Genomic DNA, 24,317 nt, shown 5'->3' with positions numbered 1-24,317 from the left:
TTATTTCACAATGAGAATTGCTTTGCGATCTACAATCTGGCATTTTTGCGCAAGCGATCGACTATCGCAACTTGTATCCTAGAGATATAGCTTTTTTCAACTGGGATGAATCGGACATTGAGCGATCGCTCAATGTCGAAATCGCATTCATTGTGCCGAAAATCGAACTAATTGCTTGCGTCTGTCAGTCAAAACTGATGCAGCCGTTAAAACAGCTAATGAGCTAGAAAAAATACCGGATTCTACTCGCACGCAGTTCTATGTCAAGACGAAAAAAGATCTTCCCCTGCGGTCATCGAGGCTACGGTCAAGTTTGCCATAGATGTGCCAGAGAGCAAGTCGAACGGGAACAAAAAAGACAGCAAAAAAATGCTTGGGATGCAACTTTCGACGGCGATCCCATCGATTTGAGGGCGTTACCTAAAAATGTGGTCGTTAAAGCCCGCGAAATTATGCAAGGGCTGGCCAATCAAAGAAATTACCGGGACTTTCGCGGCAAGCGATTGAGGCACGATCGCTTTGTTATCAGTATCCCCGTTACTCGCAATTACCGATTGCTCTGCCGAGATTGCGGCAACTTTCTAGCACCAGAAGCAGTGGTTTCTCACGAAGATTATAACGTCTGTAAACCGGGCGGCTGATCGGCGATCGAAACAATTCTTGGAGGGCGACGCGAGTTGTTCATGGGAAACCCCCCAAGACCGCACTCGCTCAACTTTCTTGGCGGCGGGAACATTTATCTAGGTTCGCCCTTAATTCGTAATTGTTAGGGGGAAATAGTATTACACTGTTTTTCCCGATCGCTTCTGTTTGATGATTAAGGATGCGATCGGTTAGACTTCGTATTACATAAGAAAATTGTTCGCTATCCTATCAATTCAAATAAAGATTAAATTTTGCAATTAATTATTAAATTTTATCGGCAATTTTCTCAGAAAAACTTGTTGTCACTAAGATTTACAATCGCCGAATTCCAGTTAAATCGGAATTCCCATTATTTATTTGTAGAATATCTTAACTTTTTTATGCAAAAATTTAGATTAGACAATTAGCAACATCCAATCGATGACAACTATGGCAAGTAAGATCAAAAAAGGTGCTTTAGTTCGTGTTGTTCGGGAAACACTAGAAAATAGCCTAGAGGCAAAAGCAAGCGATACGCGCTTTCCCTCATACATTTTTGAAAGTAAGGGTGAAGTTGTCGATCTTAATGAAGAATATGCCCTGGTTAAGTTCTACGTACCGACACCGAACATTTGGTTTCGCATCGATCAATTAGAACTAACTGAATGAGTATTAACTCATCATCAATCGGACTTATGAACGCTTCCTCTTCCTCATACACCCCACCTCATTGCAAATCTCCTCTCGTGACCGTTATCGGTGCTGGTAACGTGGGGAGAACTTTAACTCAGCGAATTGCCGAAAAAAATCTAGCAGATGTCGTCCTGATCGATATCGTCGAAGGATTGCCCCAGGGAATAGCCCTAGATTTAATGGCAGCCCAAGGGATAGAATTACACGACAGTAAGATTATCGGCACTAATAACTATGAGGATACTGTCGGTTCTGATATTGTAGTTATCACCGCAGGTCTTGCTCGCAAACCAGGAATGAGTCGGGACGATCTCATCCAAACCAATGCCAAGATCGTAGCCGACGTAGCCAAAAAAGCCATTCAATATTCCCCCAACGCTCAGTTTATCGTCATCACCAATCCTTTAGACGCGATGACCTATCTGACGTGGAAAGCGACTGGGCTTCCCGCTTCTCAAGTGATGGGAATGGCAGGAGTGCTCGACTCTTCTCGCTTGCAAACCTTTATTGCCATGGAACTGGGAGTCTGTACCGCCGATGTCAGTACGATGGTACTGGGAGGACACGGGGATTTAATGCTACCCTTGACTCGTTACTGTACCGTCAGAGGCGTTCCTATTGCCGAACTGATGGATGAAGAAACGATCGAACGGTTAGTAGAACGAACTCGTCATGGCGGCGCAGAAGTTGTCAAGTTATTGCAAACTGGAGGGGCTTACTATGCCCCTGCCTCTTCTGGTTGCTTGATGGTAGAGGCAATTTTGCGCGATCGGTCTCGCCTTCTCCCGGCGGCTGCCTATCTCCAAGGACAATATGGTTTAGACGATATTTTCCTCGGCGTTCCCTGTCGCCTGGGATGTCGCGGGGTTGAGAGTATTTTAGAAGTAAAGCTGACTGATGAAGAACAAAAGGCATTGCACGCTTCGGCTGACTCGGTTCGCCAGAACATTAAGGTAGCGATGGAAGTCTTGGGATAAAACAAAACATAGATACTAAGATGGTATTTGTGGCTCGATCGCAAGATTGCGATCGAGCCACATTTTTTGAACTCGCGCAGCAGAATTTTCGATGGTTTATCGCTTAGTTATTGACCCCGCACAACAACAAAACGAGCAAATTCATCTCACTTCCCAACAGCAACATTACCTCAGTCGAGTTTTGCGATTGCGGGAGGGCGATCGCTTTGTGGCAATGGACGGACGGGGAAAATCTTGGATCGCTCGATTGGTGGGAATGTCGGCACAGATTATCGAACCTTTGAGCGAGTCTACAGAATTACCCATTGCCGTAACTCTAATGACAGCCTTGCCCAAAGGCAATGGATTTGAGGAGATCGTGCGCTGCTGCACCGAATTGGGGACAACGGCTTTTATGCCAACTATTAGCGATCGCACGTTACTCAACCCCAGCACGAATAAATTGGAACGCTGGCGCAAAATCGCCACCGAAGCCGCCGAACAGTCGGAGAGGCAAATCGTTCCAGTGGTTTTAGATCCGATTGACTTTGCCAAAGCTTTAATAGAAGTGGACGATTTAGAAACCGATCGCTATATTTGTGTTACTCGCATAGAAGCCAACCACTTACTAACCCACCTTCGGGAGAAACCGCCAAAAAACAATCTCGTCATTGCCACCGGGCCCGAAGGCGGATGGACGGAAGCAGAAGTAAAAGGAGCGATCGCGGCTGGTTTTGCTCCAGTTTCTCTCGGTCGTCGGATCCTAAGAGCTATAACCGCTCCGATTGTGGCTGTGTCTGTCGTTGCTGCTAGTGTCGAGCAACCCATAACTAACCAGTAACTACTAACGACTAACCCCATGCTTGAACGAGTTGTCGAGGCGATCGAGCGTCGAGATTGCGAACGTGCCGACCGATTACTACAAGACCTAAAACAGCAGGAACCGGATCATCCTTGGATTGCATTTTATAGCGCTCGCCTAGCGGAAGCTAGCGGCAATCTAGCGGTCGCAGAGCAAGGATATCGGGAAGTGTTGTGCAATGCTACCAACCCTAAAATTATCTCCCAAGCTCGTCAGGGGATCGAGCGGTTAGTCCAAATCGAACGGCAACAACGACAGCAAGAACGCGATCGCGCCATGGCAGAACCGGGGAGTCAAGAACCAGGCGTGTTAGTGCTAGAAGCGATCGACCCCGAATTGAGGCAAAGCGCTGCCAAAAAATTTGCCAAAATTATGAATCTCGACCCCTATATCGCTCGCTTACAACTGCCGACTCGCTCTTGGCGGTTATATCGCACGGGTTCTATGGGAGAACTGCGATTTTATAGTACTGCAATCGCAGCCGCAGAAATTCCCTGTTTCTGCCTGCCAATTAGCCGAATTAACGCGATCGCAGTCTACAAGGCTCGATACTTTCAATCCGTCTATACCACACCTACGGTTATTTGTCAAGATAAAAATGGTCGCTCGGTAGCGATCGATTTCGATTGGTCGCAAGTGAGTCAGCGAGTAGAAGCATTACTTCCCTTATTTGAAAAATGCGTCGATCGCGATGTCAGGGGTAGACTTATACGCAAAACGCAGATTCAGGATTACGTCAAAGTCTGCGACCTACATTTACCAGGGAAAAATACCATTGTGCGGCTATGGGATCGAGGATATCAGTTTCACGAAGGGATAATCGTTTTCGATCGACAACAGTCTGTCGACGGACAAACGACGCTGATCCAAAAGTGGGATCGTCTAATGCAATTTTTGCAGCAGCAACTTGCAACCATTCCTGTCTGGTCAGACTTTAAAGCTTTTGCAGACATGGCAAGAGATTTTTCAGATACGCTCAAACTCATCGATCCGCAGATCGATCTATTTCGTCGAGAAGAAACCGACTGGGATAACACCTTCCAACTGTATAGCGGTCTAGTATTATTGAGTTCTTCTCGCACTCCGAAGCCAATCCGGTGATTTTATTCCACTTATTTCTACTATTTTCCTTATTGCCGAAGTGAAATTCTCAATACGAGTCTTGTCGGCATGGTTCGATGGGACTGACATCCCCCATTCATGCCTTTACCATATAGACTAAAACCCGACGACATCGAAAAACAGGGAAAGTCATGACGGTAGGGGCAAACGAGTCTGCTAACAGGCGCGATTTTCTAACAAAGAAAGCAAAAGAAAAGCGAACGATCCGAGAGCGAGGATTTCTTTGGGAGACGCGAAATCGCATTTTTGCCTGGTATGGCATCCTCATGACAGGTTTTATCGGAATCTCAGTCCCCATCTTTTCCGAGTTGGTCTTCAATAGAGTAGATACGCGAGTTCGAGAAGATTTAGTCGAGGAACTAGAAACCTTTGAGAGTTTCGTAGCACAACGATCTTCAGACTCGGACACATTTACCGAAGGAGATCTTAAGAAAATTTTCCAAGAATTTCTCTACCGCCAGATTCCTGAAGACGATACCTTTTTGATTACGTTTCTCAACGGTCGATTCTACCGATCCAGCCCTAGAGGACGACCCGAACTGTTGCAGGAAGAGTCTGAACTGATGCGACGTTGGGCAAAATTGACCAAAAAAGAGCAAGGCGAAGAGAAAACCTCAGATCCAGAACTCGGCAACATTCTCTATTTGGCTACACCTGTCATAATTGACGGACAGGCAAGAGGCGCGTTGGTAATTGCCCATACGACAGCGGGAGAAATTCAAGAAGCTACGGAAGTCATTATTATTGTCTGTTATGTCTTGCTGGTGGGTTTAGTCTTGGCTTTAATTCTGGCGTGGGCAGCTTCTGGAAAGATATTAGTACCCCTGCGATCGATCGCCTCTACAGCCCGTTTGATTAGCGAGTCAAATCTCAATAAAAGAATTCCCGTACAAAGCAGTGGAGAAATGGGGGAACTAGCGACAACCTTTAATAAAATGCTCGATCGCCTTCAAGCTGCTTTGACGACTCAGAAAGCCTTTATTAATGATGCGGGACACGAACTGCGAACCCCGATCGCGATCGTTCGAGGTCATCTAGAACTCATAGGCGACGATCCCCAAGAACAACGGGAAACCATCGAATTAGTAATCGATGAGTTGGATCGCATGAACCGCATAGTCGATGACTTAATCTTATTGGCAAAGTCAGAACGCCCCGATTGTCTCCAATTGGAGACAATTGACATTAGCTTGCTGACGCAGGAACTCTACACCAAAGCCACTGCCCTAGCCGATCGTAACTGGCAACTGGACGCACAAGCGACAGGTCTCATTGTCGGCGATCGCCAGCGCCTGACGCAAGCAGTGATGAATTTGACTGAAAATGCCGTCCAGTATACGACTGAAACGGATACCATTGCCATCGGAACCGCGATCGGATCCAACTACGTTCGCCTGTGGGTGCGCGATACCGGAGTCGGAATTGCTGAGTGCGATCGAGAACGAATTTTTGAACGCTTTGCCCGCGCTAGCAACAGCCGCCGACGTTCGGATGGTTCGGGGTTGGGATTATCTATTGTAAAAGCGATCGCACAGGCACATGGCGGTCGAGTGGAACTGGTTAGCCAACTAGGAATTGGTTCGACCTTTACCCTCGTGTTGCCCCTAGAACCTCCTCAAGAGAAATTCAGGAGAAAATGAATATGAATCGCATTCTCATTGCAGAAGACGAACCGCGCATCGTTGCTTTTATTGAAAAAGGATTGCGTGCCAACGGATTTACTACCGTAGTTGCCACTAATGCCGATGAAGTTATCTCGATGGCATTGGGCGATAATTTCGATTTGCTGCTGTTGGACTTGGGACTTCCTGGCAAAGATGGTTTGTCGGTACTCGAAGAATTGCGCGGTCAAGGGGCAACCATACCGATTATTATCCTCACCGCCCGCGACGATATCAATGATAAAGTAGCCGGACTCGAAGGCGGCGCAGATGACTACATGACCAAGCCATTTCGCTTTGAAGAACTGCTGGCACGCATTCGCTTGCGCCTGCGAAGTCAGCAGCGAGTCGCCATCAAAGAAGAAATGGAATTGAAGATTGGCGAAATCGTTCTCAATTTGCGTACCCGCAAAGTACAGGTTGCGGGAAAAGATGTCGAACTATCGGCGCGAGAGTTTAGCCTTTTAGAAACTTTGCTTCGTCATCAAGGACAAGTGATGAGTCGAGAGCAACTGCTCGATCGCGTTTGGGGTTATGATTACGATCCCGGCTCGAATATTGTTGATGTATACGTGGGTTATTTGCGCAAAAAGTTAGGCAGCGACTCAATCGAGACGGTTAGAGGTATGGGCTATCGATTGCGAGGATGAGATCGCCTCCAAATTTAATGTCTTAAATTTCATCAACGATCGCTACAGATGGAGAACAGGCAGTGCTGATGGCTCAAAGCGATAAATTTGATCTGCTTTTGTTGGATTTAGGGCTTCTCGTCAAAGATGGGTGGACGGTACTAGCAGAACTTCGCCAGCAAGGAAAACAACTTCCCATCATTATCGTAACCACTCGCGATGACGTTGCAGAAAAAAAGGCAGGGTTACAATATGGGGCGAATGACTACTTAACCAAGCCTTTTCGCTTTCAAGATTTGCTAGCGCGAGTTCGCAATCATCTCAGTTCGAGTTTGATGAAATAAGCATAATTCTCAAAAAAATTGTTTGGCTGTTAGCTAACAGTTATCAACCATTAACCCCTAGCTGATAGCTAATTTTTTTATAGCAATCCATTGGTCTTGCTCTCAAATATAGAAAAACTTTTTATGATTAACTCAATCTGAATTTTTTACCTAATTTTAAAGGTTAAAAAATCATACTTAATTTCTTATAAATTCGATGAGAAAACTCTCATGATTTTCTTAAATTGCTTCATAAACACTTGACGAGCACTTCATAAGGAAATCCGAAGATAAGTATTAACGGTATAGATACCGAAAGCAACTAAGGACTTGAAACAATGAGGCTGATAGTTTACTCACACGATGCCTATGGTCTTGGTAATATTCGCAGAATGCTTGCTATTTGCAAGTACCTGTTAGATAGCGTACCAGAACTTTCGATCTTACTAATCTCTGGTTCTCCGGTATTACATAGTTTTCGGATGCCACAGGGACTAGATTACATGAAACTACCTTGTCTGGGACGCAGTGACACTGGCGAACTATCTGCCAAATACCTGAGAAAAGATCCTCAAGAAGTAACAAAATTGCGTTCTGAGATTATTAGAACGGCAGTTGTCAACTTTGAACCCGATCTAATTCTTGTCGATAAAAAACCTTACGGGTTGCAAGGAGAATTAAAATCTACTCTAACTTATTTAAAACAACATTTTTCCGCAACCAAACTGGTATTACTTCTGCGCGATATCCTCGATGCACCAGAAGTAACGATTAAGAACTGGCATCAAAACGATTATTATCATGCACTTCAAAGTTATTACGACCAAATTTTAGTCGTCGGAATGCCAGAAATTTTTGATGTCACAAAAGAATATCGATTTCCTATTTCTCTATCCAAGAAAACAAATTTTTGTGGCTATATTCGTAGAGAATACGGATGCAAACCTGCTCAATTAGTTCGTCAAGAACTGAAAGTAAAATCCAAGGAAAAATTGGTTTTAGTTACTCCGGGCGGCGGAGGCGATGGCTATTACTTAGTCGAGACTTATCTACAGGGATTAAGGCAGCTTTCCGCCAAGCATAAAATCAAAAGCCTGATTATTTCTGGTCCCGAAATGCCACAAGATCGAACCCAGGAATTATCCCAGATCGTCCAACAGTTTTCCCACGTACAAATGTCCGAGTTTACTGATGATATTGCTAGCTACATGGAGGCTGCCGATGCTGTGGTTTGTATGGGAGGATACAACACCATCTGCGAGGTTCTTTCTCTGAGTAAAAGAGCGGTTGTGGTTCCTCGAATTAAACCCGTACAAGAACAATGGATTCGCGCCCAAAAAATGGCAGAATTCGGTCTATTTAAAACCATTCATCCTAGCAAGCTAACACCTCATTATCTCATAAATTCAGTTTTAGAACAATTAAATCGCAATAGTAATTATCTCCCCGCTGTTGCTCGAATCGATCTAAATGCTTTGCCAAGAATTCAAGAATATATCTTGGAATTAGTGTTTGGTAAAGTTGTAGGCGATCGCACTCGTTTTTTTTCCTTCAATCCGACAAAAAAGTCTTTAATTTCAGTTAATTAAGGAGGGATGAAAGATGAAAAAGATTTTGTTCTACTGCCAATATCTAACGGGAATGGGTCATCTGGTTCGGAGTACAGAAATTGTGCGCCAATTGGTTAAAGACTTTCAAGTTTGTTTTATCAATGGAGGTCCAACTGTACCTGGATTTGAAATTCCTTCTCAAGTAGAAATAGCTACGTTACCGCCTCTTTGGATAGAAAACGGACAACTTCAAGTCACTGATGGTTTTGCTAATATTGAAGAGGTGAAAGAAGCTAGGCGAAATGCATTAATTAACTTGTTCGATCGATTTAAACCCGATTGTTTAATTACAGAATTCTTTCCATTCGGTAGGCACAAACTTTTCTTTGAATTAATTCCTCTTTTAGACCATATCAAAGCTGTTGCCCCTTCAACCAAAATTATCTGTAGTGTCAGAGATATTGTTGGCAGAACCGATCTCGATAAAGAAGAAGAAACTATCTGTCAATTAACCAGCAAATATTTTAATTGCATTTTATTCCATTCCGATCCTAAGTTTCAGAAACTAGAAGAAAGCTTTTCTAGAGTTAAGGAACTAAATTGCAAAGTAAAATACACGGGATTTGTAGCTCAATCAATACCAGAAAATAATGACTTGAGCGAGTTTGATTTGGCTAATCTAAACCGAAAAGAACCAATGATATTAGTTAGTATTGGCGGCGGAAGAATTGGATATGAGCTACTAAAATCTGTTATTCAATCCAGTTCTATTTTGCAAAAAAAAATGCCCCATCATATCCAAATATTCACTGGTCCTTTCATGCCAGAAGAGCAATTCTTACAACTCAAGCAAGCTGCTTTGAGTAAAAGTAATGTGACCTTACAAAGATATACCTCAAATCTGATAGCTTACATGAGAAAAGCCGACCTTTCCATTAGTTTGACCGGATATAACACAACTATGAATATTCTCAGAACTGGGGTTCGTTCGCTAGTCGTTCCTATCGGTCACTACAGTTACGACAAAGAGCAAGTAATTAGAACCAAGAAATTAGAAAAGTTAGGAATTGTTGAGGTTATCGAGCCTGAAAATTTAGAGCCAGCTTATCTAGCCCAAAAAATTATGGACTGTTTGACTAAAAAGTCAGATCCAAAAGCAAATGATCTCTTCGATCTTCAAGGCGCAGAAAAAACCACTATCTTTTTGAAAGAAGAATTATTTGAAAAATCTGTTTTTGCTGCTGCTTAATTGGCGGTCTACAATTACCTAATTTTTCACTCTAAAGCTGGGATCTGGTCACTGATAACTAATATGAGCGATCGCACCAAAGAAAAAGATTTGAAAAAAGTTATGCCAGGAATGATGCGCATTGGTCGCAGATTTTTGCCCTACATTGGCAAGCGAAAATTATTAATTGCGGGTTCATTTTTAGCCCTTCTCGTCGAAACTGGGTTCCGATTACTAGAACCTTGGCCTCTGAAATTCGTTTTTGACCATGTTCTAGTAACAGAAACGAATAACGATTCTTTAAAAGTTATAGTAGGTCACGGAATCGATCCGATGCTGCTGCTGGCGCTTCTAGCGCTATCAATCGTAGTCATTTCTGTGCTGGGTAGTTTTGCTGCATATTTGAGTACTTTTGGCATGGCGCTAGCATCGGTGCAGATATTAACCGACATTCGCAGCGATCTTTACAGTCATCTACAGCGCTTATCGCTTACCTTTCACATGCAGCACAAAAGTGGGGATTTAATTACCCGCGTGACTGCCGATATCGATCGCATCAAACTTACTATCGTCAAAGTCATTCTTCCTTTAGTAACGAATATTGTCACTTTAGTCGGCATGTTAGTCGTTATGAGTTGGATGAATTGGGAATTATTTGCGATCGCGCTGACAATATTTCCCCTATTTTACTTTTCCATGATGCGCTTAATCGGTCGCATTCGCCATGTTAGCCGCGAACATCGAAAGTTTCAAGGGATCTTAGCAGCAACCACCAGCGAAACCATTGGTGCGATCGAAGTCGTACAAGCACTTTCTTTGCATAACCAACTCGAAGACATCTTTGAGCAACAAAACACTATAACCCTCAATCATGGGGCAAAATCTCTCAAACTCTCAGCAGTTCTCCAACGCACCGTACAGATTTTGATTGCGCTGACTATTGCCCTAGTTTTGTGGCGAGGATCGCACCTAGTCATCCAAAAAACCTTAACTCCTGGCGATTTGCTAGTCTTTATCACCTACCTGAAAAACGCTTTTGAACCAATACGCAAACTGTCCAATCAATTTAGCGAGATTGCCAAAGCAACCGCTTCTGGAGAAAGAATTATCGACGTTCTCGACTACGAACCCCACGTTCGCAACTTGCCTCGTGCCAAACCCGCGCATTCCTTCTTCGGTGCGGTACGTTTCGAGAATGTGACCTTCGCTTACGAATCTGGCAAGGCAATTTTACAGAACATCTCTTTTGAAGCACAACCCGGTCAAAAAGTTGCCGTCGTCGGTGCTTCTGGAGGCGGCAAATCAACCCTAATCAGTCTCATTCTCCGCCTCTACGATCCCAATTCTGGTCGCATCCTCATCGACGGACAAGATTTGCGCGAATATACTCTCGACTCCCTGCGACAGCAGATCGGTGTCGTCCTGCAAGAGAGTATCTTATTTGCCGCCAGCATCCGCGAAAACATTGCCTACGGGAAATTGGGTGCAACGGATGCAGAAATAGAGCAAGCAGCAAAAATAGCAAATGCTCACGACTTTATTATGAACCTGCCCGATGGTTACGAGACAGTTTTAGGGGAGAGAGGATGTACACTGTCGGGTGGACAAAGACAGCGAATTGCGATCGCGCGCGCTGCCATTCGCAAAGCACCCATCGTCATCCTCGACGAACCCACTACGGGGTTAGATAATGCCAGCGAACAGGCAGTCAATAAAGCACTCAATCGACTCACACAAGGACGGACAACCTTTCTCATCTCTCACAATCTCAGATCGGTCGAAGATGCAGATTTAATTCTCTATGTAGAAGGCGGACAAATTTTAGAACGCGGCACTCATCCCGAACTGATCCGCTTTGGCGGTCGCTATGCCGCACTCTACCAACTCCAAAACGCCGTTACCCAAGGAGAAGAGCGTCATGCAATCCAAGCTTAAAGGTCGCAACACTCGCGTTATCCTGCTGCGTCACGGACAGAGTACTTACAACGCACTGGGATTGTATCAAGGAAGTAGCGATCGCCCCAATTTAACCGAACTCGGTCGTCAGCAGGCACAACTCACGGGTGAATTTCTCAAAGGAATACCCTTCGATGCGATTTATGCGAGTCCCCTACAACGGGCAAAAGAAACCGCAAAAGCAGTAGTGCGATCGCGCACGCAAGATGCCTACCCTACCATTCATATTGTCCCACATCTGCGAGAAACCGAACTTCCTGCATGGCAGGGTCTTTCCTTCCAATTCGTCAAAGAACAATTTCCTGAAGAATATCGCTGCTGGAAGCAACGTCCCCACGAGTTTCGCATGGAAATTCCTTTGGCAATTCAAAATGATTCCAATTTTCAATTGCCAATCGAAACACTTAAAACGAAGCAATATTGCTTTCCTGCTTTAGATTTATACGATCGCATACAAAAATTTTGGCAAGAAATATTACCCCGCCATATCGGTCAAACCATCCTAATCGTCAGTCACGGCGGCACGAATCGCGCCTTAATTAGCACCGCACTCAGCGTATCGCCCGCACATTATCACAGCATCGAGCAATCTAACTGCGCTATAAGTATTCTAAATTTTCCCGACGGTTGTCTTGAGTCAGGACAACTCGAAGCGATGAATCGCGCCACTCATGTTGGCGAAAAGTTACCGAAGAGCGAAAATGGTTTGCGACTGTTATTGATACCTGCCGAAACCGAAAATCCCGAACAAATTCAACAACTCGCCCAATTACTCAAAGACATCGCGATCGACTTTAGTATCAGTGGCGACCTCGATAACTCCCATTTGATTACCGAGCAGATTCTACAACACCATCCCACAACCGTACAGTTACAGGTATTGCGAGAAGACTTTCCTCAACTGTGGCAACAAGCAATTAACGTCAGAAATAAGATGAATTCCAGTCGATCGCTGACTGGATCGATCGTAGCACGCGATCGCGTTATTCAAAGCTTTCTAGGGCAAGTATTAGGAATGAATCGCGATCGACTCTGGCGCTTGCACCTACATCCAGGAACCATCAGTATCTTACACTATCCTGACTCAGAACACCCACCCATTCTCCGGGCGATGAATATTGATATTTCTGTACGGGCAGGTTCGATGCTAGTTGCTAGATAACAAGATAGGTCGTTTTTACCGTTAAACCTGCCCCTACTTCCCAACTCCTAACTACTAACTAACAATGAAAATTGCATTCCTAGTTTGGCGCTTTCCGGTTGTATCCGAACCCTTTATCCTCAATCAAATTATCGGTTTGCTCGATCGCGGACACGAAGTTCACATTTACCCTCTCAATGGCAAACCCGATAATCTATCGAAAATTCATCCCCTCGTAGAACAATACAACCTGTTCGATCGCACCTATTATCCTCCCACTCGACCTGAAAATCTTTTGCACAGATATCTCAAAGGATTAAGGTTACTCCTAAAAAATCTGCATCGAGGATCTTTATCCCTTCTACAAATCCCAAAACTATTCAAATATAACCACGAAGTTTTGTCTTTAAAATGGCTTTATCGCGCCATGCTTTTCCTAGAACGCGAGGAATACGACATTATTCACTGTCAGTTTGGCACTCTCAGCGCGATGGGGCTGCTATTTCGAGACTTAGGAATTCTACCAGGAAAACTAATCGTAACCTTTCGCGGCATCGATATCAGTCGCTACGTGCAAGAAAAGGGCGAAAAGGTTTACGACCAACTCTTTGCCGAAGGAGACTTTTTCTTAGCAAACTGCGAATTTTTCCGCCAAAAAGCGATTCAATTAGGCTGCAATCCCCAGAAAATTGTCGTCCACGGTTCGGGGATCGACTGTCGGAAATTTGCCTTCAAACCTCGTTATTTTCCTGCTGACGGTTGCATTCGCATCGCCACGACAGGTCGCCTGGTAGAAAAAAAAGGAATCGAATATTGCATTCGCGCGATCGCAAAACTCGCTCAAACTTATCCCGATATTGAATTTAACATCATTGGCGACGGCCCTTTAAAACAGGATTTCGAGAAGCTAATTCAACAACTCAACCTCACTCACCTAATTAAACTCTTAGGTTGGAAACAACAACAAGAAATTATTGAAATTCTCGACACCTGTCATATTTTCCTTGCCCCCAGCGTCACATCTGCCGATGGCAATCAAGATGCACCCGTCAACACCTTAAAAGAAGCAATGGCGATGGGGTTGCCCGTCATCAGCACCTACCACGGCGGCATTCCCGAACTCGTAGAAGATGGCGTTTCCGGTTTCCTCGTATCAGAAAAAGATGCAGACGCGATCGCCCAAAAACTAGCATACCTCATCGAACACCCCCAACTCTGGGAGCAAATGGGTTCTTTAGGTCGTCGCCGCGTCGAAGAAAAATACGACATGGAAAAACTCAACGACGAACTCGTCCAAATCTATCAAAACCTCTTGCCTTCAGCAAAAACCTCTCCCCTTCCTCCCTCTGCGCCTTTGCGCGACGGCACTCTATATGCGCCACCTGCGGGCGCATATAGAGTGCCTCCTGTGCGTCAGATCAAACAAACCAAATTTTACAAACAAAAGGAGATATCAACCATGCAACAACCCCAAGTAACTATCGTTGTCGTCCCTCGCGAACGCTTTAGCTACACCCAGCAATCCTTAGAAAGCATCTACGAACAGACGCAATATCCCTTCAAATTAGTTTACGTCGATGGGAATTCCCCTGCAAAAATCCGCCGCTACCTCGAAAAAATGGCGCAGGAAAAGAATTTTCAACTGATAAGGACAGATTATTATCTCTCCCCCAACCACGCCCGCAATATCGGTTTAAATTACGTTGACACCAAATATGTCGTCTTTTTCGATAATGATGTCATCGTCACTCCAGGATGGTTAGAAGCTTTAGTGAATTGTGCCGAAGAAACTGATGCTGCCGTCGTTGGTCCCTTAATGTGCGAAAAGCTGCCCTTACATCAGAGAATTCACTTTGCCGGAGGAGAATCCCACATCGTCACCGATATCTACGGCAAAAGACATATACGCGAGAAAATGTATCGCCAAGGTCAACAAGTTCCTGAAGTTTACGACCAATTGCAACGAACTGAAACCGAATTAACTGAGTTTCACTTGATGCTAGTTCGTAGAGAAATTTTCGATCGCGTCGGCAAATTTGACGAAGGATTTTTCAACACTAAAGAACATTTAGATTTTTGTATGCTAGTCTCTCAAGCTGGCGGTAAGATTTATTTTGAGCCAACCAGTATCGCCACTTATGTTCCTGGAAAGTTTTTAGAGTGGACGGATATGCACTTCTTTATGTTGCGTTGGAGCGATGATTGGACACTAAAAAGTTTAAATTACATGAAAGAAAAATGGAATTTAGCCGAAGATGGCTACTTCAAAAATAAATATAAGAAGTTAGGTTGGCGACGCAAAAACACCATTGTCAAACCCATTAGCAAAAGACTCAGTAACCTATTTGGATTAGACTACCAATCCTTAAAAGAACGTCTCTTTTCTTGGGAAAAAGTACTGAATCGCTATCTGTGCGATCGCTATGCTCGCAAGCACCTTCAACCTTCAAAAAATCAGGTTTTAACCCAGATCGCTCTATCTTCAACCCCAGAACGGCCAAAAGATTTAGCCTCGCTAAAGCATTAAACGATAGTTTACAGACAAAGAATTTATTGAGGATCGTCTCAAGGATGAGATGATTCAATGGTAATATCTTTAGATTCATCTAGAGTTTAAAGCTGGTTAAAATATTAAGTTGCTGGGGACACTTTGCAAAAGCTGTCCCTTTTTTATATGTTTCTAATAAGAATTTGCCAAGTTCGCTTGCTATTAATAGCTATCGCCAGACTAATTTCATTTAACTCAAGAAAAAATGTTATTTCTAGCTCTTTTTCAGCTCGCCGATTCTTTAGTCTTTACAACTGAGCCAATTTTAACAGAACTTTCTTCTCAACAGACGCGATCGCTTCCCATTGATTCCCTAGTGGACAAACCAATGGATCGGGTTCCGTCTGTTTCTCAACTATCGGACGTAAAACCGACTGATTGGGCATTTCAAGAACTGCAATCTTTAATTCAACGTTACCCTATTCTCACTGGTTATCCCAGTAAAACATTTCAGGGAAATCGAGCAATATCTCGCTACGAATTCGCTACGACGTTGAATACTTTTCTGACTTCTCTCCAACAACATATAAAAACACAGAAAATCGATCGCGAAGATTTAGTTATTGCCAAAAGACTGCAAACAGAATTTTCGGCAGAACTAGGGATGTTAAATCTTCGTGTCTACTCCCTTGAAACTCGCGTTGCCCAACTGGAAAACCGTCAATTTTCCCCCACCGCCAATCTAACGGGTGAAGTCATTCTTGCCATTAGCGATGATTTTGGAGGTGGCACAAACAATAACCTAGCTTTGCAACAACGCACTCAGCTTAGCTTGAGAGCCAGTTTCACAGGCGAAGATAAATTGAGAATTACGCTTAGAAGTGGCAACGTCAAACAATTTTCCTACGTAGAGAATCTTACCAATGAAGGGCGCTTGGGATTCGATACCGACTCAGATAATCGGATTGAACTAAGTAATTTATCTTATCAATTTCCCATCAGCGATCGCGTTAACCTCTTGATTGCGCCTGAAGGCGATGATGTCGGTGCGACCAATCCATTTTTTCGTGACAGGGGGACGGGTTCGATTTCTCGTTTTGGTTGCCAGAATCCCATCTACAGACTGGTTGAAAGTGGCGGGATCGGACTGGAATATGAATTGAGCGATGAATTAACCCTGAGTTTGGGATATTACAATGGGAAGGCAGAAAGTAGCGAAGCGGGAGAGGGCTTATTTAATGGTAACTATAGTGCTTCTGCCAAGCTAGAGTTTGAACCGACCGAAAATTTCAAGCTAGGGTTACTTTACATTCACTCTTATAATGATTCAAACCTAAAAACAGGAACGGGTAGTCTGAGGTCTCAACTCGATCTCGATCGCCCAGTAGTCGGTAACTCCTATAGTTTAGAAGCGTCTTGGCGACTTGCTCCCAAATTTGCCATTGGAGGTTGGGTAGGATTGACCAATGCAACCGCGATCGATCTCGGTAAAGCTGATGTTTGGAACTATGCTCTCACTCTCGTTTTCCCCGATCTCGGCAAAGAAGGAAATCTCCTCGGCGTTATCGTCGGTCAAGAACCCAAATTAACTGGTACGAGTGGTTTTCTTATTAATGGTAGAAGAAACGATCCAGACACGTCGCTGCACGTAGAAACTTTTTACCGACATCAGATAAGAGACAATCTTTCGATTACTCCTGGTTTAATTTGGATTACAGCCCCTAACCACAATAACAATAATAGCGATCTTGTCAATAGCGATCTTGTCGTCTTAACAGTTAGAACAACTTTTGAGTTCTAGTTGGTTATTGATTTCTCGGTCTAAGGTCTCCCAATAAATCCAAATATTTTTGCAAATCCGCCAAGGATAGCAATGATTAAAGCTACAAATACCCCACGATTAATAAAATCTACGCTATCAATCCGCTTGCTCAGCCCACTAACTTTTTCATCAAGCGTATTAATTTGACCGCTCAATTTTTCGTCTACAGCATTAATTTGCCCGCTCAATCTTTCGTCTACAGCATTAATTTGCCCAGACAATTTTTCTTCTGTACGAGTTTGTCCTATTTCCAGCTTGTTAAGACGTTCGTCTATCTTGTCAAACTTCGCCTCGAACTTTTCATCTATCTTATCTAGTTTCTGATTAATTTGTTCGAGCGCTTTACTGAGGTCGGTCGTGATTTGTATCGGTGTATTCGACATTTTGGTAAACTCCTGTTAGGTGCAAAAGTTTTTATATATCCCCTGGTTGCTACCAGGAGATTAACTTTATTATCTGCAAAATTGCCTTCGACACGCTACGCGATCGCAATGCTTAAATTCGGTGTCTACAATCGTTCTTGGTAGCTGCCAGAGTGCCTCAAATACATATCTGTCTCAATTGAGCATTGGGTGCTGCCTGTTGAAAAAAGTAGGCAAAGAAACTTACAATCAAAGAAGAATGAATTTTTGTTTATTTTCTAAAAAAATCGTTAAAAAATGACGTTAGAACGGCAAAGTCATTTAAGGGAGAGCCTCGATTTAAATTTTGATTGCGATTTGGCGATCGTTGGCGGAGGAATTGTCGGAGCAACGCTAGCTGCCGCTTTAAAAGATTCTAAGCTCAAAATCCTCTTAATCGAAGCGCAACCTTTTAAAGTCGCAGCCGCAAGGAGACAAGCTTACGCGCTTTCCGTGCTTTCTGGTCGAGTTTTTGAGGGAATCGGCGTTTGGAAAGAGATATTTCCTTATATTGGTAAATTTTGTCACATTCGCTTGTCTGATGCCGATTATCCCGGCATAGTCAAATTTCACACCAGCGATTTAGGGACGGAATATCTAGGATACGTTGCCGAACATCACGTTGTCTTAAAAGCTTTGCAAGAATTTATCGCCAACTGTTCTAACGTTAGCTGGTTGCGTCCGGCAGAAGTGATAGCAGTCGATTATCAACACTCTGGCGCGACAATATCAGTAAAAGTCGAAGGCGAACAGCAACAAATTAGGACAAAATTAGTAGTGGGGGCAGACGGAGCGCGATCGCGAATTCGTTCTTTGGCAGGAATTAAAACAAAAGGCTGGAAATATTGGCAATCCTGCGTCACTTTTACGATTAAACACCAAGCTACTGCTAACGAGACGGCTTTTGAACGTTTTTGGCCCGCGGGACCGATGGGCATTCTACCCCTACCCGGAAATCGCTGTCAAATTGTTTGGACGGCACCCCACGATCGAGCAAAAGCTTTACAAGAATTGGACGAAAAGGAATTTTTGGCAAAACTGGAATATCATACGGGTGGATTGCTGGGGCGATTGGAAATGGCAAGCGATCGCTATTTGTTTCCGGTACAGTTAATGCAGTGCGATCGCTATACGAAATCCAGACTGGCTTTAATTGGCGATGCAGCGCACTGCTGCCATCCCGTCGGCGGACAAGGATTAAATCTCGGCATCCGAGATGCGGCGGCGCTAGCACAAGTTTTAAAAGAGGCACGCGAGAAAGAAGAAGATATTGGCGATATTCGCGTCTTAAAACGCTACGAACGCTGGCGCAAGCCAGAGAATTTGACCATTTTAGGATTTACAGATTTCTTAGATCGGCTATTTTCTAATAACTGGTTGCCCATCGTAGCGGTACGTCGTCTGGGGTTATTGATGCTGCACCATCTGCCACCGTTGAAAATTTTTGCCCTTCAATTAATGACGGGTTTGAAGGGGCGAAAGCCACAATTAGCACAGCATTAGGTATCAGGTTAACTCAGCGATCGCTATAGTGATATCGAGCTTGAAGAAAATCAATGCGATCGTCGCTAACCATATATACAAGACGATCCTTTTCCGTCAGACGGCGCGACCAAACATTTCCATCCTGATACTTCAACCGTTCTGGTTTTCCAGTTCCTATAAAAGGATTTCGCCTAATCTCTTCCACCAGAGATAAAAGGCGCAGTGAAATTTTTCTATTAGTTTTTACTGCTGCCTACCCAATAATAGGTAAGGTCTTCGAGAAAGCTAACGTCAATTATTTCATTGGCTTAACCTAATCGTCTAAGGCCAATAAACAATGGTTTACAAGAACACCAAGAACCCGAACCATCTGTCTCTAGAATCTGGAACAATAGTAGAAAATACGAAACCGTCATCGAGACATCTACACCATGACATTCCCTCAAACCGCACCCTATGGTTCTTGGAAATCGCCGATTACCTCAGATCTCATCGTCGCGGGAACGATTGGACTCGGAGGCGTTGCTTTTGATGGCGAGGATATTTATTGGTTAGAAGGACGACCGACGGAAGAAGGAAGAAACGTACTCGTCAGGCGCACTCCTGATGGAACCGTAACAGATATTACGCCGCAACCTTTTAACGTGCGTACTCGCGTCCACGAATACGGCGGCGGTTCATACCTAATAGTCGATGGCACGATTTACTTTTCCAATTTTGCCGACCAACGGATTTATAAACAAACGCGAGGTTCCCAACCGCAACCATTGACGCCAGAATCAAAGCGACGCTACGCAGATGCAATCATTGACTCGCAACGAAATCGCTTGATTTGTATCTGCGAAGACCATACGCAAGCAGATAGAGAACCAGAAAATACAATAGTCAGCGTCGATTTAGATACGGGTGAAGTTCGGGTATTAGTTTCGGGCAGCGATTTCTATTCTTCTCCCCGTTTGTGTACCAATGGTACACATTTAGCATGGATAAGTTGGAATCATCCCAATATGCCTTGGGATGAGTCGCAACTATGGATTGCAACCATCAATGCCGATGGTTCGCTTGGCGAAGCAACATGTATTGCCGGAGGAACCGAAGAATCTATTTGCGAACCGCGATGGTCGCCCGACGGGAGGTTATATTTTTCTAGCGATCGCACGGGTTGGTGGAATCTCTATCGCTACAATCGAGATGGCACGATCGAATCTCTGTGCGAAATGGAGGCAGAGTTTGCCTACCCTCATTGGGTGTTTGGACTTTCTAACTACGGATTTGCCTCTGAATCTCGAATTATTTGCACCTATACCCAAAATGGAAGTTGGTATTTAGCTAGTTTGGATGCCAATACCAAACAACTCCAACCTATCAATACGCCTTACAATAACATTTCCTCGCTTCAGGTACGGGGAAATAAAATTGCCTTCATCGGCGGTTCGCCAACACAACAAACGGCAGTAGTTATACTGGACTTGGGTAGGGGGAAAACAGAGATTCTCAAACGATCGAGCGATCTAGAAATCGATCCTGGATATTTATCTATCCCAGAAGCGATCGCATTTCCGACAAAGAACGGTCTAACTGCCTACGCTTGGTATTATCCGCCCAAAAATAAAGATTACGTCGCACCAGAAGGAGAATTACCTCCTCTACTGGTCAAAAGTCATGGCGGTCCGACTGCTGCTGCCTCAGCTAGCTTAAGCTTAAAGGTTCAGTATTGGACGAGTCGCGGATTTGCCTATTTGGACGTTAACTATGGAGGAAGTACGGGTTACGGACGAGAATATCGCCAACGGTTGGATAGAAACTGGGGAATTGTGGACGTAGACGACTGCGTTAATGCGGCAAAATATCTCGTCCGACAAGGAAAAGCGGACGGAAATCGCATGGCGATTTCCGGCGGTAGTGCGGGGGGATATACCACCCTAGCCGCCCTTACTTTCAAAGATACCTTTAAAGCCGGAGCCAGTTATTATGGAGTTAGCGATCTAGAGGCATTGGTAAAAGATACTCATAAATTTGAATCGCGCTACCTCGATCGCTTAGTTGGTAAATATCCCGAACAGAAAGCCATTTACGAAACGCGCTCGCCCATTCATCATATCGATCGCCTTTCCTGTCCCGTTATCTTTTTCCAAGGACTAGAAGATCGAGTCGTCCCTCCCAATCAAGCGGAAATGATGGTGGACGTTTTGAAAAAGAAAGGATTACCCGTCGCTTACGTTCCCTTTGAGGGCGAACAACACGGTTTTCGTCGTGCCGAAAATATCAAACGCGCCTTAGATGGGGAATTTTACTTTTATTCTCGCGTGTTTGGATTCGAGCCTGCCGACGCGATCGCGCCAATCGCGATCGATAACTTGTAAGGGCGGGTCTCAAAACCTGCCCCTACCTGGTTAAAATTTATTGAGATTAATACCAGCTTCTTTTGCCATCGCGTCTATTCCTTTCTTCTCTAACGTTTTGATAGCTTTTGTCGAAAGGCGCAACCTCACCCAGCGATTGCCTTCGGGCCACCAAATCCGCTTCCACTGCAAGTTCGCCTGCTGTAGCTTCTTGGTGCGACGGTGGGAGTGAGAAATGGCATAGGCATTATTCGCCTTTTTGCCAGTTAACTGACATCTGCGAGACATAAAATTTCTCCTGTATCTGTTTTCTACCCAATTTCCAACCTTTCTAGTTTAACCTGAGTTTTGAATAAAAAAGCCCAAAAGTAGGGACAAGGAATCCCTTGCCCCACCAAAAAAGGGATGCTAAATTTTCTCCATCAGTTTCGTTAACACCTGATTGGATCGTTCCACAAAAGCTTTCATGCCTTCGGCATCGAAGCCTTTCTGTGCTATCAATGCCAAATCATAAACATGGCGACACAGCATCTTCGCCAATTCGCCAGAGGGGGATTCTCCCGTCCCTTGCACGATGCTTCCCTGAGCGAGTTGGGCAATCTTTTGAATTAGAGGATGAGAAGTATTAATCAACAAAATGTGTTCTTCTGGGAATCCCATCTCTTGTTGCTGCGTCAAAGCCGTCAATTCCCGCAATCGCCGCATGGATTCGGGCAAAAGTACCATCGCGGAAGGCGTTCCTTGAGGATTGTCAGATTTTAGGGCTTCGGTGCGAATATTAACTTTGGGCTTATTGATAGCTTTCTCGAACAGTTCCTTAATCTGTTGGCTGCGAGTTTTATTGGTAGTAGGATCGACGATTTCGCTGCTTTTATCTTGTTCGAGTAAAGTTTTATCCAGTTCCGCATCGACGCGGGAGAATTTAACATTGGAGTAGTCGAATTCGAGGAAGGGGATATAGTAATTGGTGTCGATGAAGGAGTCCATAAATAGGACTTCTAGACCTTGTTTTTTATACAGTTCGACATAGGTTGCCTGAGTAGCTTCATCGGTACAATAAAAGACGCGATTTTCGTGGCGGTCTTTATTGCGTTCTAGATAGGCTTTCAGGGTAGTATATCCGGCTTGTTCGTAAGTAGATGGAGAACTGCCCGATTCTTTTTGTTGGGGGGTTACGTCTTGCCAGATATCTTCCTCTGTTTGCACTTCAACGGTAGGAATCCCACTGTCTGCTTTTTGTTCGGTTTCGGCACTTTTGTAGGTAGTGCGATAGATCAGGATGTCTTCGACTTGCTTTCTGAATTTGTCGTCTTTGAGAGAACCGAATTTGATAAAATTGCCGACATCTTGCCAACAGTGAATGTACTCTTCAACATTTTCGTTGTAAAGAGACTTGAGGCGATCGGCAATTTTTTTGGCGATGAAATCGGCAATGCGGCGGACGGTGCGATCGTTGGTTAGGGCACTGCGAGAGACGTTGAGGGGAATGTCGGGACTGTCAATAACTCCCCGTAGCGGTCTGAGAAATTCGGGGATAATCTCTTCGCAGTGGTCGTTAACAAATACCTGATTGCAGAAGAGTTTAATGTGTCCTTTACTCACATCGACATCGGGTCGAAGTTTTGGGAAGTAGAGAATGCCGTTGAGCAGGAAAGGATAATCTGTACTCAAGTGTACCCAGAGCAGGGGATCTTCTTGGAAGGGATAGAGGTAGCGATAGAACTCTAAATAATCTTCTTTGGTGAGATTTTGAGGCGATTCCTTCCACAATGCCCGTTGTTTGTTGATCGCTTCGTTCTCAAACTTGATGGGCACGGACACGAAATCGGAATAGGTTTTCACCAATTGTTTGATCCGGGCAGGTTCGAGATATTCTAGTTCCTCGTCCATCAAGGTGAGAGTGATGGTAGTTCCGATTTGGGTGCGGGAAGATTCGCTCAATTCAAATTCAGGCGAACCATCGCACGACCAATGTACGGGTTTAGCGCCTTTTTTATAGGAAAGGGTATCGATTTCGACTTTCTTGGCAACCATGAAAGCAGAATAGAAACCCAGTCCGAAGTGACCGATGAGATCGTTTGCCGATTTTTGATACTTTTGAATAAAGTCTTCTGCGCTAGAAAAAGCAACCTGATTAATATATTTCTTAACTTCCTCGGCGGTCATGCCAATGCCATTATCGGAAACCGAGAGGGTTTTGTTCTCTTTGTCAACGGTAATGACAATTTCGGGTTCGCTGAGTTCGCCCTTGACCTCTCCTGCCAGGGATGCCATTTTTAGTTTGGAGATGGCATCTACCGCATTAGAAATCAGCTCTCGCAGGAAAATTTCATGGTCGGTGTAGAGCGATTTCTTGATAATGGGAAAGATATTCTCGGTATGAATAGTAATATTGCCTTTTTCGAGTACGGTCATAGCGCTTTCTCTTAAGATTAACGTATCCTAATTACCGATTTTGACCGATCGCGACCCGATCCACACTTCAACAAGAATTCGGATTTCCGTACTTATCCTTCGGTGGAGAGGTGCAATAAGCAACAAGCTGACAGGGTAACAGGAAAGCTAAAACGCATAAGTCCCCTTCTAAATTAATTTTCTAACTTCAGCAGAGTAACCGACGGCTGCAGAGATGAAATTCCTGAAATTCCATCGCTCCAAACCTTAAATTTTTCCAAATTGACAGCATCTAGCTGACCGCCGTTTGAGATCTCTGCTTCATGCCACAAGCGCACGCGCCCAGCTGGCAAGACGAGGCGACCCGCCCGATTTCCAAAATCTCTCCAAGCTCCATCGATCGCGTCTTATTTTTTTCTTGAGGTGGCTGGCTAGCTAAACAATTCCTCATTAAGACTTAAAAATTCATTAGGGAAAAACCAGAAAGTTGATAAATATCGAAATCGTATTTTTGATGCAATGCAAATTAAATTTATTTTCTCTTCTTGAGAAGAATTTCTAAAAATTTTTTCGATCGAGAGGCGATCGCAGCAGCGATTTTGACTTAAAATTGGGAAGTCTAATTTCTCCCGTTAAAGTT

Annotated in this window: 20 protein-coding genes and 2 pseudogenes; 18 read left to right on the top strand and 4 right to left on the bottom strand. The window is 44.2% G+C overall.

The features are described 5' to 3' along the window. Positions 1–17: 17 nt before the first annotated feature. The 16 genes and pseudogenes from NIES593_RS14575 (at position 18) to NIES593_RS14500 (ending at position 17,034) form a co-directional block, all read left to right on the top strand. Complete coding sequence (locus NIES593_RS14575) at positions 18–227, top strand: hypothetical protein (protein ID WP_073600267.1); 210 nt, start codon at positions 18–20, stop codon at positions 225–227. A gap of 33 nt (positions 228–260) precedes the next feature. Next, a complete protein-coding gene (locus tag NIES593_RS14570; protein ID WP_015143584.1) occupies positions 261–641 on the top strand; it encodes a DUF7682 family zinc-binding protein in 381 nt (126 codons plus the stop codon). Between the two features lie 433 nt (positions 642–1,074). Continuing rightward, a complete protein-coding gene (gene ndhO / locus NIES593_RS14565; protein WP_041393063.1) occupies positions 1,075–1,293 on the top strand; it encodes an NAD(P)H-quinone oxidoreductase subunit O in 219 nt (72 codons plus the stop codon). 26 nt (positions 1,294–1,319) lie between these two features. Then, positions 1,320–2,294 (top strand): malate dehydrogenase, encoded by a 975-nt coding sequence (gene mdh / locus NIES593_RS14560; RefSeq protein ID WP_073600266.1) that lies wholly within the window; start codon positions 1,320–1,322, stop codon positions 2,292–2,294. Positions 2,295–2,385: 91 nt separating this feature from the next. Further along, positions 2,386–3,114, top strand: coding sequence for a 16S rRNA (uracil(1498)-N(3))-methyltransferase (locus NIES593_RS14555; RefSeq protein WP_073600265.1), 729 nt, complete (start codon positions 2,386–2,388; stop codon positions 3,112–3,114). 18 nt (positions 3,115–3,132) lie between these two features. Continuing rightward, positions 3,133–4,236: a tetratricopeptide repeat protein gene (locus NIES593_RS14550; RefSeq protein ID WP_073600264.1), complete on the top strand. Its 1,104-nt coding sequence runs from the start codon at positions 3,133–3,135 to the stop codon at positions 4,234–4,236. A 152-nt stretch (positions 4,237–4,388) separates the two neighbouring features. Then, entirely contained in the window at positions 4,389–5,897 is a 1,509-nt protein-coding gene (locus NIES593_RS14545) for a sensor histidine kinase (protein WP_073600263.1), read from the top strand. Positions 5,898–5,899: 2 nt separating this feature from the next. Then, complete coding sequence (locus NIES593_RS14540; protein ID WP_073600262.1) at positions 5,900–6,568, top strand: response regulator transcription factor; 669 nt, start codon at positions 5,900–5,902, stop codon at positions 6,566–6,568. Between the two features lie 26 nt (positions 6,569–6,594). Next, a complete protein-coding gene (locus NIES593_RS14535; RefSeq protein WP_342747365.1) occupies positions 6,595–6,891 on the top strand; it encodes a response regulator transcription factor in 297 nt (98 codons plus the stop codon). A 317-nt stretch (positions 6,892–7,208) separates the two neighbouring features. Next, on the top strand, positions 7,209–8,459 hold the full coding sequence (locus tag NIES593_RS14530; RefSeq protein WP_245817520.1) for a glycosyltransferase family protein: 1,251 nt from the start codon (positions 7,209–7,211) through the stop codon (positions 8,457–8,459). An 82-nt stretch (positions 8,460–8,541) separates the two neighbouring features. Further along, positions 8,542–9,669: a glycosyltransferase family protein gene (locus NIES593_RS14525; RefSeq protein WP_342747364.1), complete on the top strand. Its 1,128-nt coding sequence runs from the start codon at positions 8,542–8,544 to the stop codon at positions 9,667–9,669. 63 nt (positions 9,670–9,732) lie between these two features. Beyond that, on the top strand, positions 9,733–11,583 hold the full coding sequence (locus tag NIES593_RS14520) for an ABC transporter ATP-binding protein (protein WP_073600260.1): 1,851 nt from the start codon (positions 9,733–9,735) through the stop codon (positions 11,581–11,583). Continuing rightward, positions 11,567–12,766, top strand: a complete 1,200-nt coding sequence (locus tag NIES593_RS14515) for a histidine phosphatase family protein (protein WP_073600259.1) — start codon at positions 11,567–11,569, stop codon at positions 12,764–12,766. The genes NIES593_RS14520 and NIES593_RS14515 overlap by 17 nt, the downstream gene beginning before the upstream one ends. 64 nt (positions 12,767–12,830) lie before the next feature. Next, positions 12,831–14,069 (top strand): annotated as a pseudogene (locus tag NIES593_RS25610) (glycosyltransferase); the annotation flags it as partial. A gap of 135 nt (positions 14,070–14,204) precedes the next feature. Further along, entirely contained in the window at positions 14,205–15,272 is a 1,068-nt protein-coding gene (locus tag NIES593_RS25605) for a glycosyltransferase (RefSeq protein ID WP_083602452.1), read from the top strand. A 226-nt stretch (positions 15,273–15,498) separates the two neighbouring features. Continuing rightward, the gene (locus NIES593_RS14500; protein ID WP_073600258.1) at positions 15,499–17,034 is read left to right on the top strand and encodes an iron uptake porin; all 1,536 of its coding nucleotides are present in this window, start codon (positions 15,499–15,501) and stop codon (positions 17,032–17,034) included. A 20-nt stretch (positions 17,035–17,054) separates the two neighbouring features. On the opposite strand, the gene NIES593_RS14495 is transcribed toward NIES593_RS14500, so the two are convergent. Then, positions 17,055–17,438, bottom strand: a complete 384-nt coding sequence (locus tag NIES593_RS14495; RefSeq protein ID WP_073600257.1) for a hemolytic enterotoxin — start codon at positions 17,436–17,438, stop codon at positions 17,055–17,057. A 276-nt stretch (positions 17,439–17,714) separates the two neighbouring features. On the opposite strand from NIES593_RS14495, the gene NIES593_RS14490 reads away from it, so the two are divergent. Next, the gene (locus NIES593_RS14490) at positions 17,715–18,959 is read left to right on the top strand and encodes an FAD-dependent hydroxylase (protein WP_073600256.1); all 1,245 of its coding nucleotides are present in this window, start codon (positions 17,715–17,717) and stop codon (positions 18,957–18,959) included. A 13-nt stretch (positions 18,960–18,972) separates the two neighbouring features. Here NIES593_RS14490 and NIES593_RS25600 read toward each other — a convergent pair. Further along, a pseudogene (locus NIES593_RS25600) lies at positions 18,973–19,240 on the bottom strand (Txe/YoeB family addiction module toxin). A gap of 132 nt (positions 19,241–19,372) precedes the next feature. Between NIES593_RS25600 and NIES593_RS14480 the strand changes: the two are divergent. Further along, on the top strand, positions 19,373–21,304 hold the full coding sequence (locus tag NIES593_RS14480) for a S9 family peptidase (protein WP_073600255.1): 1,932 nt from the start codon (positions 19,373–19,375) through the stop codon (positions 21,302–21,304). 30 nt (positions 21,305–21,334) lie between these two features. Here the strand turns inward: NIES593_RS14480 and rpmB are convergent, their stop codons facing one another. Together rpmB and htpG are read right to left on the bottom strand one after the other, a co-directional pair. Then, entirely contained in the window at positions 21,335–21,571 is a 237-nt protein-coding gene (rpmB, locus tag NIES593_RS14475) for a 50S ribosomal protein L28 (RefSeq protein WP_073600254.1), read from the bottom strand. Positions 21,572–21,691: 120 nt separating this feature from the next. Continuing rightward, entirely contained in the window at positions 21,692–23,698 is a 2,007-nt protein-coding gene (gene htpG / locus NIES593_RS14470) for a molecular chaperone HtpG (RefSeq protein WP_073600253.1), read from the bottom strand. Between the last annotated feature and the right edge of the window lie 619 nt (positions 23,699–24,317).

Origin of the sequence: Hydrococcus rivularis NIES-593 (assembly GCF_001904635.1) — a bacterium.
In the GTDB taxonomy this organism is placed as follows: domain Bacteria; phylum Cyanobacteriota; class Cyanobacteriia; order Cyanobacteriales; family Microcystaceae; genus Hydrococcus; species Hydrococcus rivularis.
Note: the sequence above shows the minus strand (reverse complement) of the source record. Positions and strands in the feature narration are given on the sequence as shown.

Coding starts and splice junctions, on each gene's coding strand:
- NIES593_RS14520 (WP_073600260.1), top strand. CDS start 9,733: ATGAGCGATCGCACCAAAGAAAAAGATTTGAAAAAAGTTATGCCAGGA.
- NIES593_RS14515 (WP_073600259.1), top strand. CDS start 11,567: ATGCAATCCAAGCTTAAAGGTCGCAACACTCGCGTTATCCTGCTGCGT.
- NIES593_RS14550 (WP_073600264.1), top strand. CDS start 3,133: ATGCTTGAACGAGTTGTCGAGGCGATCGAGCGTCGAGATTGCGAACGT.
- htpG (WP_073600253.1), bottom strand. CDS start 23,698: ATGACCGTACTCGAAAAAGGCAATATTACTATTCATACCGAGAATATC.
- NIES593_RS25605 (WP_083602452.1), top strand. CDS start 14,205: ATGCAACAACCCCAAGTAACTATCGTTGTCGTCCCTCGCGAACGCTTT.
- NIES593_RS14540 (WP_073600262.1), top strand. CDS start 5,900: ATGAATCGCATTCTCATTGCAGAAGACGAACCGCGCATCGTTGCTTTT.
- NIES593_RS14545 (WP_073600263.1), top strand. CDS start 4,389: ATGACGGTAGGGGCAAACGAGTCTGCTAACAGGCGCGATTTTCTAACA.
- rpmB (WP_073600254.1), bottom strand. CDS start 21,571: ATGTCTCGCAGATGTCAGTTAACTGGCAAAAAGGCGAATAATGCCTAT.
- mdh (WP_073600266.1), top strand. CDS start 1,320: ATGAACGCTTCCTCTTCCTCATACACCCCACCTCATTGCAAATCTCCT.
- ndhO (WP_041393063.1), top strand. CDS start 1,075: ATGGCAAGTAAGATCAAAAAAGGTGCTTTAGTTCGTGTTGTTCGGGAA.
- NIES593_RS14500 (WP_073600258.1), top strand. CDS start 15,499: ATGTTATTTCTAGCTCTTTTTCAGCTCGCCGATTCTTTAGTCTTTACA.
- NIES593_RS14570 (WP_015143584.1), top strand. CDS start 261: ATGTCAAGACGAAAAAAGATCTTCCCCTGCGGTCATCGAGGCTACGGT.
- NIES593_RS14530 (WP_245817520.1), top strand. CDS start 7,209: ATGAGGCTGATAGTTTACTCACACGATGCCTATGGTCTTGGTAATATT.
- NIES593_RS14495 (WP_073600257.1), bottom strand. CDS start 17,438: ATGTCGAATACACCGATACAAATCACGACCGACCTCAGTAAAGCGCTC.
- NIES593_RS14555 (WP_073600265.1), top strand. CDS start 2,386: ATGGTTTATCGCTTAGTTATTGACCCCGCACAACAACAAAACGAGCAA.
- NIES593_RS14490 (WP_073600256.1), top strand. CDS start 17,715: ATGACGTTAGAACGGCAAAGTCATTTAAGGGAGAGCCTCGATTTAAAT.
- NIES593_RS14480 (WP_073600255.1), top strand. CDS start 19,373: ATGACATTCCCTCAAACCGCACCCTATGGTTCTTGGAAATCGCCGATT.